8 protein-coding genes are annotated in these 10,385 nt (G+C 64.7%); 4 read left to right on the plus strand and 4 right to left on the minus strand.

All coding sequences use genetic code 11. The features are described from left to right. Positions 1 to 15: 15 nt before the first annotated feature. Together AC0L3D_RS20820 and AC0L3D_RS20825 are read right to left on the minus strand one after the other, a co-directional pair. Complete coding sequence (locus AC0L3D_RS20820) at positions 16 to 3,978, minus strand: AsmA family protein (RefSeq protein WP_473645677.1); 3,963 nt, start codon at positions 3,976 to 3,978, stop codon at positions 16 to 18. A gap of 93 nt (positions 3,979 to 4,071) precedes the next feature. Beyond that, positions 4,072 to 5,484, minus strand: coding sequence for an FAD-binding oxidoreductase (locus AC0L3D_RS20825; protein WP_473645679.1), 1,413 nt, complete (start codon positions 5,482 to 5,484; stop codon positions 4,072 to 4,074). Positions 5,485 to 5,685: 201 nt separating this feature from the next. On the opposite strand from AC0L3D_RS20825, the gene AC0L3D_RS20830 reads away from it, so the two are divergent. After that, positions 5,686 to 6,192: a thioesterase family protein gene (locus AC0L3D_RS20830; protein ID WP_473645680.1), complete on the plus strand. Its 507-nt coding sequence runs from the start codon at positions 5,686 to 5,688 to the stop codon at positions 6,190 to 6,192. Positions 6,193 to 6,308: 116 nt separating this feature from the next. Beyond that, positions 6,309 to 6,506, plus strand: coding sequence for a hypothetical protein (locus AC0L3D_RS20835; RefSeq protein WP_027153754.1), 198 nt, complete (start codon positions 6,309 to 6,311; stop codon positions 6,504 to 6,506). 248 nt (positions 6,507 to 6,754) lie between these two features. Here the strand turns inward: AC0L3D_RS20835 and AC0L3D_RS20840 are convergent, their stop codons facing one another. Further along, positions 6,755 to 7,240: an Lrp/AsnC family transcriptional regulator gene (locus AC0L3D_RS20840; protein ID WP_473645690.1), complete on the minus strand. Its 486-nt coding sequence runs from the start codon at positions 7,238 to 7,240 to the stop codon at positions 6,755 to 6,757. Positions 7,241 to 7,329: 89 nt separating this feature from the next. On the opposite strand from AC0L3D_RS20840, the gene AC0L3D_RS20845 reads away from it, so the two are divergent. Further along, positions 7,330 to 8,235 (plus strand): EamA family transporter, encoded by a 906-nt coding sequence (locus AC0L3D_RS20845; RefSeq protein ID WP_473645682.1) that lies wholly within the window; start codon positions 7,330 to 7,332, stop codon positions 8,233 to 8,235. Here the strand turns inward: AC0L3D_RS20845 and AC0L3D_RS20850 are convergent, their stop codons facing one another. Beyond that, a complete protein-coding gene (locus AC0L3D_RS20850) occupies positions 8,236 to 9,141 on the minus strand; it encodes a dienelactone hydrolase family protein (RefSeq protein WP_473645683.1) in 906 nt (301 codons plus the stop codon). It abuts the gene before it with no gap. 208 nt (positions 9,142 to 9,349) lie between these two features. Here AC0L3D_RS20850 and AC0L3D_RS20855 point away from each other — a divergent pair. Further along, positions 9,350 to 10,385 (plus strand): ATP-dependent helicase (locus AC0L3D_RS20855; protein WP_473645685.1); only part of this gene is annotated, 1,036 nt, incomplete at its 3' end.

Genomic DNA, 10,385 nt, shown 5'->3' on the forward strand with positions numbered 1-10,385 from the left:
ATGGTTAGCTAGGGGCTATCCGCCACCCAGCGACTTCAGCAGATTGTCGATCGACGAAGGTTCAAGCGTGGGTTTTGGCGCGGATCCTGCTGGTCCCGGGTTGTCATTGGCCGGCGGCTGACGCGCCCGCTCGATTTTCTGCGCCTGCTCAGCGGCGGCCCTGCGCTCGGCATCGAGCTTTGCCTTTTGTTCCGCAGCGATCCGCCTCGCCTCTTCCGCCCGCCTCGCCTCTTCCGCTTTCCGGCGTCGCTGTTCTTCGGCCTTCGCTGCCTCATCGGCCGCCTGTTGCGCCGCCCTGGCTCTCGCTTCGGCATCCGCCTTAGCCTTGGCCTCGGCATCCGCTTTGGCCTTCGCCTCCGCTTCGGCCCTTGCCTCCGCTTCAGCTCGAGCCTTTGCCTCGGCTTCGGCTTTCGCCCTGGCATCTGCCTCAGCTTTCAGCCGCGCCGCCTCCTGCTGCTTGCGCAATTCTTCGGCTGCCCTGACGCGCTCGGCTTGCAGGGCCGCGTAGTAGCGCACCTCGCGCCGCAACCGCTGCTTTTCAAGCAGCGCCGCCTGCATCGCCTCGACCCGCTGCTGCTCCTTTTCCAGCGCGCGCTGGGTCAGGAACTGCGCCAGCGGCTCACTGTCGAATTGCCGCTTCGCGGCGCCGAACGGCCCGTCGACGCTGAAATTCACGGTCGGATCGGAGCCGACCAGCGCTTCGTCGCCGGGCCGATAAGTGATCGAACCAGTGGCAGCGACCGTGCTGGCCTTCAGGTCCGCGGTGATGTCGGCCGACAGCGCCGCCGCCGGATTTTCAAGATTGACCGGCGGTGCCCTCAGCGTTCCACCGGCGATTGTGAAGGCGATGTCGGCATCCCCAGCCGGAAAACTGCCGTCCGCGGCGATCTGCGGCGCGAAGCGGGCGGTCTTGGCCGCGTCGATATCGCGCCCAATGGCGTCGGCCTTGGCGATGAAGGCGCCAAAGGCGTCGGGATTGACGCCGGCAATGGTCAGGCCTTTCAGCGCCGCCGTGCCGGAACCGGACAGCGCCGCAACCATCGCATCGACCGTTTTGCCGCTGGTCGAAAGCGCCGCCGAGAAATCGCCGGTTCCGCTGAGGCCAGTCTCTGGCAGCACGGTGGCCAGATCGGCGCCGGCAAGTTTCAGCTGGCCGGAGAAAAGTCCAGTGCCGTCATTGTTCTTCAACTCGAACAGCCCGGAAAGCGCGCCGCCGGCGAACTTTGCCTTAAGGTCCGAAACGCGGATGCCTTCGTGGTCGAGCTTCAGCGAAAGCGCCGCGTCATAGGCCGTGGCCAACGGGCCGGCGACCAGCGACGCCGTGGTCAGGTCGAGTTCGGCGGTGAACGGCGGGCTGGCCTTCTGGTTGAACGGGGCGGTCGGCCAAGCCCTGCCGGCGCCCAGAAAGGCCTGGTCGCCAAACAGCGCCACCGCCATCGGGTCGAGATCCAGCTCGTCGAGCGCCAGCGCGCCGGCAAGGTGCGGCAGCCCGTCCTTGACGTCGACATTGAGGTCACCGGAAACTGCCGATTCGTTGATGGCGCCGCTGAGGCCGGACAGCACCAGAAGGCCATTGCCGAAGTCGGCGTCGGCCGCAAGCCACGTCGACATGCCGGTCCCCAGGCCGGGCAGGCCGATGCCTGTCGTCATCAACCACGGCTCGATGTCGGCGGCTTCCAGGCTGACCTTGCCCTTGGCTGTGGCGCCTTGTGGCCTACTGGCGATCGTCCCGTCGAAACCGGCCCTGAAGTCGTCGCCGGTCAGGTTGAAGCTCGTCGTCATGCCGCCGCCAAGCGTGCCTTTCGCCGAAACATCGGTGGTCGCCTCGCCAACCATGCCGAGCGGCAGCGCCGGCAGGCCGTAAAGCGCCAGAAGCGCGGTGGCGTCGGTATTCCTGGCGTTGAAGGTCACCGACACCGGCGCCTCGAGAAGCCGATCGGCCAGTCCTTTGCCGGACAGTGATGCTGAAAACGCCGAGCCGCCTGCCCTGCCTTGCGCGCTGACCGCCAGTCCCGTCGTGCCGTCGCCATTGGCGGCGGCACTCGTCACCAGATCGATGCGCGCATTCTGCAACAGCTCGGGATAAGCGGCCACACGCCCCGCCAGCCCCTTCAGCACGGCATTGTCGGGATAGTGCTTCGCCGCGACATCGACCAACGGCTTGAGATCGACGGCGACCACCGAGGCATCGAGCTTGCCGGTCGGACTCGCTGGGAAATCCTTGATCCGGCCGGTGGCGCTGATCGAGGCGCCGGCAAGCCCGCCAACCGAGAGCCGGTCGATTTCGAGCAGACCGTCGCGCAACCTGAGCGCCGTATCGACCGTATCGGCGGTCAATCCGCCGGCGCTGACCGGCCCGGCCTTGATCTGGAAATCGAGGTCCCGGTCGGAAAAACGGTTGACGCCCTTGTCACTGATGAAGATCGAGGCGAAGGCGGCGAGCCCGTCGACGTCGAGCTCGCCGCCGTCGAGCCGCATCAGCACCGACGGCCTGGCGTCGTCGCCCTGGCTGGAATCGATACGGCCGGAGAATTTCGCCTTGCCGAGAACGAGCTCGAGATCGCTGAAGGCCTGGCGGTTCCCGGTCAGATCGACCTTGGCCTTGAATCCGGCGGCCGGAAGCCGGCGGATCGCCTCGTCGACATCCTTCGACAGCCAGGCGGCGAAGCCGGAAGGCTGCCCCACGGCCAGAAGCAGCGAACCGCTGAAGCCGAACTGATCCTCGAGACTGAGCATGCCGTTTGCTTCCAGCCTGGCGCGGCCCGGGAGCGTCGCGCCCAGCGACTTCACCGACCAGCCGGCATCAGCTGGCTCGGCGGAAAGGCGCACGTCACGAACCGTCGTGTCGCCGGCCACCACCGCCGGCAGCTTCACCTCGACGCTCCCCGGTATGGTCGGCTTGGGCAGGGCGAGCAGCGCCTGCTCCAACGCCGCGACGCGCTCCGATAGCGTCAGTCCGGTCGCGGCGCCGACGGCTTCATCGAACTGCACCTGCGCGCCATCGGCCTCGATCGAAAAGCGAGGGTTCGGCCCAAGGTCGACGGCAGCCTTGCCGTCGGCGGTGTAGGGATTGTCGAGAGGCCCGGTCTCGAAGCGGAATTGGTCGACGCCAAGCTTCCGGTGGTCGAGCGAAAACTTGCCGTTCAGCCTGAACCCCGGCTCCGGCTTGTCGGCGCTCGCCTTCATCATCTCAGCGTCGGTGCCGTCAAGCTGCGCCAAACGCTTGTCGGCGCCATTCTTGTCAGAACTTGCGACCTTGAACTGGCCCGCATAGATCGCGGCCCCCTCGACAATGCCGGCATTGCCATCCGCTTCGATGGACAGCGGATAGGCGTCTGGATCGGCCTTGAGCCTGAGCCGCAACTGTCCGTCGCCACCAGCCTTGCCGGTGGAGACGACGACCGTGCTGCGCAGGCCGTCGAGCCGCAGCGAACCATCCATCCGCCAGGGTCCGGCCAGTGATCTGGCAGAGATTGTCGAATTGATCTCGGAAAGAACATGGCTGCGGCCGCCGGCTGCATGGCGCAGCGCGATCTCTCCGTCGGTCACCGTCAGCTTCTCGATCGAGATCTGGCTGGGATCGAAGGGCGAGGACGGGCGTATCGCCCAGTCGACCGTGCCATCGGCGGCAATGTCTATCGTCGCCTTCGGCCGCACCAGCCGCATGTCGAAGATCAGCACCTCGCCGCTCAGGAAGGGCGCCAGTTCGGCGTCCATCGAAAAGGTCTCGACGGTCATTGCCGGGTGGCCGCCGGGGCCGCCGGCGACAGTCACATTCGAGAAGGTCACCGAGGGAAACGGCAGCAATCTCGCCGTTGCATCGCCCTGAACGGTGACCTTGCGGCCCATAATGGCGCTCGCCTCGCGCTCGAAATCGGCCCGGTAGCCCGTCCAGTCGATAAAATACGGCACCACCAGCGCCGCACACAGCACCAGCACGAAAAAGCCACCGAAGAAAACGAACAGGCGTGCGAGCATCAACCCCCAAGCAGTCGATTGAAAATCAGCCGCACTCTAGCCGCATCAGCGTGTCGATAAAGAGGCAAATCGATCGCCCCAAGAGCAAAGGCGCTAGTCGGCGGGCAATATCTTCCCAGGGTTCATGATATCAAGGGGATCGAGCGCCTGCTTGATCGTGCGCATGATGTCGACGCTGTGGCCGAGTTCATGGCGCAGGAAGCCGATCTTGCCTTGTCCGATGCCGTGCTCGCCGGTGCAGGTTCCATCCATGCCGATCGCCCGCATGTTCAGCCGCGCGACAAACTCTTCCGTCTGCTCGATTTCCTTAGGGTCGTCCGCGTCCATCAGCACCAGCACATGGAAATTGCCGTCACCGGCATGGCCGACGATCGGCGCGATCAACCCCATCTCGGCGATGTCGGCCTCGGTTTGCGTGACGCATTCGGCAAAGCGCGAGATCGGCACACAGACGTCGGTCGACAGCCCCTTGGCGCCCGGCCGCAGTGTCAGCGACGACCAATAGGCGTCGTGCCTGGCCTTCCACAGCTTCGTCCGTTCCTCGGCGACGCTGGTCCACAGGAATGGTCCGCCGCCATATTCTTCGGCGATCGTGCCGAAGGTTTCGGCCTGCTCGGCAACGCCGGCATCGCTGCCATGGAATTCGACGAACAGGCACGGGCTTTCGGGGTAATCGAGTTTCGAATAGCTCTTCATCGCCCGCATCTGCAGCGCGTTGACCAGTTCGATGCGCGCCACCGGAATGCCCATCTGGATTGTCGCGATCACCGCGTTGCACGCCGCCTCGACGCTTGGAAACGGACAGACGCCGCCGGAAATCGCCTGCGGAATGCCCTGCAGCTTAAGCGTCAACTGGGTGATGATGCCGAGCGTGCCTTCGGAGCCGATCAGGAGCCGCGTCAGATCGTAGCCGGCAGAGCTCTTTTTTGCGCGCTTGCCGGTCGTCACCGTCTCGCCGTCGGCCATTACCGCCGTCAGCGACAACACATTCTCGCGCATCGTGCCGTAGCGCACCGCATTGGTGCCCGACGCCCGCGTCGCCGCCATGCCGCCGAGCGAGGCATTGGCACCCGGATCGATCGGAAAGAACAGGCCGGTGTCGCGCAGGTGCCGGTTGAGATCCTCGCGCGTCACACCGGGCTCGACCGTGCAGTCGAGATCCTGCGGGTTGACGGCGAGGATGCGGTTCATCCGCGACGTATCGACAGAAATGCCGCCGCCCGGCGCGTTGGTATGGCCCTCCAGCGAGGAGCCGACGCCGAAGGCGATCACCGGCACGCGGTGCGCGGCGCAGGCCGACACGATCTCCTGCACCTCCGCCGTCGTCTCTGGAAATGCCACGCCGTCCGGCGCCTGGGCCGGAATGTAGGTGGTGGTATGCGCGTGCTGGGCGCGGATCGCCTGCCCGGTCTGGAACCGCTCGCCGAGCCGCTGTTTGAGGATGCCGAGCACCGCGGCGATGCCTTCTTCGTTGCGCTCGACCGGATTGAGGTCGCTCAGAGCCATCTATTCCTCCGCGAATGGACCAGCGTCCACCCTTGTTATGGACTTATGGATGCCTATCGCATCGGCCCGAAAATCGAAATCGATTTTCGGAAAGCACGATGCGAAGATTCAATGTGCTAGAGCGTACTTTGTGCGTCCAATTGGACGCACGTCGCTCTAGTCTCCCCGACCACGTCCTGTCCAGCCAGAAGGAAGTTTTCGATGTCCACCGCCGCCCCCTTTGTCTCTGCTCCCATGGCCATCGAAAAAGACTGGATCGACTATAACGGCCATCTCAACATGGCCTATTACAACGTGCTGTTCGACCGCTGCTCCGACGAAGCGTTCGAAATGATGGGGATGGGGCCGGACTATGCGAAGCAGCGCCGGCTGACCATCTACACGGCGGAAGTCCATGTCTGCTATATCAGGGAGCTACATCTCGACCACAAGGTCGATGTCTCGTTCCAGCTGCTCGACCATGACGACAAGCGGCTGAGAGCCTACCAGGAAATCCGCCATGTCGACGGCTGGCTCGCTGCCACGTCCGAATCATTGTCGCTGCATGTCGACATGTCCGGACCGAAGGTGGCGCCCTTCCCGGCCGATGCCCTGGCCAAGGTCGAAGTCATGCGCGCCGCCCATGCGGCGCTGCCGATGCCTGAGCGCGCCGGCCGTTCGATCGGTATTCGTCGCAAGACGCTTGAGCCGCAGTCAGACCGCCGTTAACCTTACCAGGGTTTTAACGTGAACAAGCCGAATTGAGGCGTTGAACGACTCAGTACGACGGTCGAAGACGAGTTGCGATACGGGCGGCGGGGGCTGAAGCGGTTCGGGGAACGTGCATGAAAACCGACATCAAGGTCGAGGCGGACAGGCTGGCGGCCGACCCACGCATCAGCGACTACGATTTCTGGCGATCGCTGAAGAACCTCAACTACGAAATTTTTTCCATCGCCAACAACAACGAGCCGATCCCTTTCGCCATGATCCGCTGGCGCGCCATCCTGAAGCAAGCGCGGATGAAGCGCGGCCATGCCTGATCGCTGCGGGAAGAAGTAGGTTCGTTGTTCGATTGCTTTTTCTGGGGCGTTTGTGCCGCCCCCCATCCGGCTGCCGCCACCTTCTCCCCCGTATAGTGACGGGGAGAAGGTGAGCTTGCCGCAGCCTCGGCGCTCTTTCAGCAACGCCCGCAAATTGGCGAAACCATTGATGACAGCGTCCTTCTCCCCGTCACTATACGGGGAGAAGTGCCCGGCAGGGCGATGAGGGGCGGCGCGACTTTTTCCAGTTAAGCTGATGTATTGACGAACACTGCCGCCAGCGGCGAACGCGCCACCACCGGCGACGACTGGATGATTGCGGTGTTGGTCATCGCAAACGGAATGATGCGGTCGATCACCCGTTCGAGCTCGGCCACCGAGCCGACATGCGCCAGCGCGATGAAACAGTCCTCGCCGGTCACCCGATCGCACTGGGCGATTTCCGGCAAGTCGCGGATGATCTCGGCGACCGCAGCCAACTGCCCGGGCACCGGCCTGATCCGCAGCCATGCCGACAGCTTCATGCCGAGCGCGGCCGGGTTGATCCGCACAGTGTAGGCCTCGATCACGCCGCTCTCCTGCAGCCGCTTGATGCGCTCGGCCACGCTCGGCGCTGACAGGCCGACCGAGCGCGCCAGTTCAGCAGTCCTGGTGCGCGCATCCTTTTCCAGCAGGCGCAGGATTTTCAGATCCGCCGCATCCAGATCAGCATTTTCGTTTCGAATGCGTTTCAGGAAAAACTCCTTGGTTCAGGAGAATAAACGAGCTCTTTGATTGGCCATTGCCCATATAAACAGGTAAATCTGCCTGCGATAATGATCATGTGGATGATCAAGCGCAAGCCCCAGCTGCAATCCCTGCCCTCGCCGGCCCTGTCTTTGGCAGGCTGGCGACATCACTGCCGCCGCATGTCTGGTTCGGTGTCAGCGCTGTGTTTCATTATCTCGGGCCGGCTTTCGCCGTGCTGCTTTTCCCGCATGTCGGCGTGCTTGGCATGGCCTGGCTGCGCATCGTCACAGCCGCCCTTGTCTTCGCGCCGCTGACCCGGCCGTGGACGGCCTTCGCCCGCGCCGACGGGCCGACACGGCTGCTGCTTCTCGGTTTTGGCGCCTGCCTCGGCGTGATGAATTGCTCCTTCTACCTGGCGCTCGACCGCCTGCCGATCTCGCTGGTCGCGGCGATCGAATTCGTCGGCACCATCGGCGTTGCGCTGGTCGGCGTCAGAAGCCCGCGCAATCTCGCAGCCCTTGCCGTTGCCGTCACCGGCACCTTGCTGCTCATCGACGTCAAATGGTCAAGCGACCCGATCGGGCTGTTCTGGGCTTTCCTCAACGGCGCGCTGTTCGTCGGCTACATCGTGCTTGGCCATCGCGTTGCCCGCGCCGGCGCTGGCGACGGCATCGCCGGCCTGGGCGCCGCCATGGCGGTCGCCTGCCTCATCGTGCTGCCGATCGGCTTCACCGATGCGCTGCCGGCTTTCTCGGCGCCGCCACTGCTCATCGCCGCCATCGGCGTCGGCATCTGCTCGTCGGTCATCCCCTATATCTGCGACCAGCTTGCCATGTCGCGGCTGCCGCGATCGAGCTTCGCGCTGATGCTGTCGTTGCTGCCGGTCACCGCCACGCTGATCGGCGTCATTGTGCTCCGCCAGATACCAAGCCCCACCGATTGCATTGGCATCGCGCTGGTGGTGGCCGGCGTCGCTTTTCACAAACCGGCAAATGCCTGATCAGGCAAGCTTCTCCTTGAGAAAGGCGATCGTCCGGCCCCAGGCGAGGTCCGCCGCGTTCTTGTCGTAGCGAGCCGCCGACGTGTCATTGTTGAAGGCATGATTGGCGCCTTCATAGACATGGATCGTGTACTCGACTTCGGCTGCATCGAGCTCCTTCCTGAAGGCGTCGATACCGGCATTGATGCGGGTGTCGAGCCCGGCATAATGCAGCAGCAGCGCCGCCTTGATCTTCGGCACATCCTCGGCCTTCGGCTGCATGCCGTAATAGGCGACAGCGGCAGCCAGATCCGGCGCATTGGCAGCCAGTGTGTTCACCGTGGCGCCGCCCCAGCAGAAGCCGACCGCGCCGACCTTGCCGTTGCCATCCTCGCTGCCCCTGAGGAAAGCGACCGTTGCGACCGCATTGGCAGTGGTTTGCGCCGGATCGAGCTTGGAAAACTGCTCGCGCGCCTTGTCTTCGTCGGCCGGCGTGCCGCCGAGCGGCGACAGGAAATCCGGGGCGAGCGCAACGAAGCCTTCCAGCGCCACGCGCCGCGCCACATCGCGTATATGCGGGTTGAGCCCCCTGTTCTCATGCACGACGATGACGGTGCCGAGCTTGCCGGACTGGCCGGCCGGCTTGACCAGATAGCCCTTCATCTCGCCACCGCTGCCGGGATAGCTGATGTCCTCGCCGGTCACGCGTGAATCGTCCTCGGCAACAATAGCCGCACGGGCTGAATTCGCCGCCAGCAGCGGTGCGATTGCGGCGGCCGCCGCACCTGATCCGGCAAGCCTGGTCAACTGTTCCATGAAGCGCCGCCGGTCGAGCGTCAGATGCGTGTATTCGTCATAGGCGTCGATCATCGCCTGGGTAATGGCGGGTCTGGTGACGGCGGGGCTGGCAGGGCTCGGTTTTGTCATGGCGCTCTCCTCGGCTTCGGGAACATGTCCGCCGCGCAAGATAGGGTAGAAGCCCGTACGGTCCAGTCACGGATCAGTGAGGCCAGACCGGCAGCTGGCCCGGCGCTATGGCTGGCGTGCCATCGGATTTGCAACTCCCCCGGCTGGACAGAGAACAAAACGGAGACACTTCTGGCCTTTCGCTGCCGAATCACTACATTCGGGGAAGATGTCCGGCTTTTCGGAAGATATGCCTTTTTTTGATGAACCGAACGCGCGGCCCGTGGCCCCGTCGGGCATTGTTGCGCGCGCCATGGCTGCCCGCAGCGGCCATGCCAATGCGCCCGATTATCTGAACGGCCTCAACCCCGAGCAGCGGCTGGCGGTGGAAACCACTGAAGGCCCGGTTCTGGTGCTGGCCGGCGCCGGCACCGGCAAGACGCGCGTGCTCACCACCCGCATTGCTCACATCCTCGCCACCCATAGGGCTTACCCCAGGGAAATCCTCGCCGTCACCTTCACCAACAAGGCGGCGCGCGAGATGAAGCAGCGCATCGGCCTGCTGATCGGCGAAGGCAATGTCGAAGGCATGCCGTGGCTCGGCACCTTCCACTCGATTGGAGTGAAGCTGCTCCGCAGACACGCCGAACTTGCCGGGCTCAGATCCGACTTCACCATTCTCGACACCGACGACGTCGTGCGCCTGATCAAGCAGCTCATCCAGGCCGAAGGACTGGACGACAAACGCTGGCCGGCCAAGCAGTTCGCCCAGATGATCGACGGCTGGAAGAACAAGGGGCTTGGCCCGGCCGAGATTGCCGAGGGCGACGCCCGCGCCTTCGCCAACGGCAAGGGGCGTGAACTCTACAAGGCTTACCAGGAGCGGCTGAAGACGCTGAACGCCTGCGACTTCGGCGATCTCCTCTGCCACCCGATCCGCATCTTCCGCGCCAATCCGGACGTGCTGAAGGAGTACCACAAGCGCTTCAAATACATCCTCGTCGACGAGTACCAGGACACCAACACCGCTCAATACATGTGGCTGCGGCTGGTGGCGCAGCGGCCGCAATCCTCCCCCCTTGAGGGGGAGGTGCCCGCGAAGCGGGCGGAGGGGGTAGCCGCAGAAGGCACTGCCAGAGCGTCGAGCACGGCCGCCCGGACCCCCCCCGGGGGGGGGGGGGGGCGGCCCCCCCCCCCCCCCCCCCCCCCGGCCCCCCCCCCCCGCCCCCCCCCCCCCCCCCCCCCCCCCCCCCCCCCCCCCCCCC

Source organism: Mesorhizobium sp. WSM4837 (assembly GCF_055811435.1).

Coding starts and splice junctions, on each gene's coding strand:
- AC0L3D_RS20850 (WP_473645683.1), bottom strand. CDS start 9,141: ATGACAAAACCGAGCCCTGCCAGCCCCGCCGTCACCAGACCCGCCATT.
- AC0L3D_RS20825 (WP_473645679.1), bottom strand. CDS start 5,484: ATGGCTCTGAGCGACCTCAATCCGGTCGAGCGCAACGAAGAAGGCATC.
- AC0L3D_RS20835 (WP_027153754.1), top strand. CDS start 6,309: ATGAAAACCGACATCAAGGTCGAGGCGGACAGGCTGGCGGCCGACCCA.
- AC0L3D_RS20820 (WP_473645677.1), bottom strand. CDS start 3,978: ATGCTCGCACGCCTGTTCGTTTTCTTCGGTGGCTTTTTCGTGCTGGTG.
- AC0L3D_RS20830 (WP_473645680.1), top strand. CDS start 5,686: ATGTCCACCGCCGCCCCCTTTGTCTCTGCTCCCATGGCCATCGAAAAA.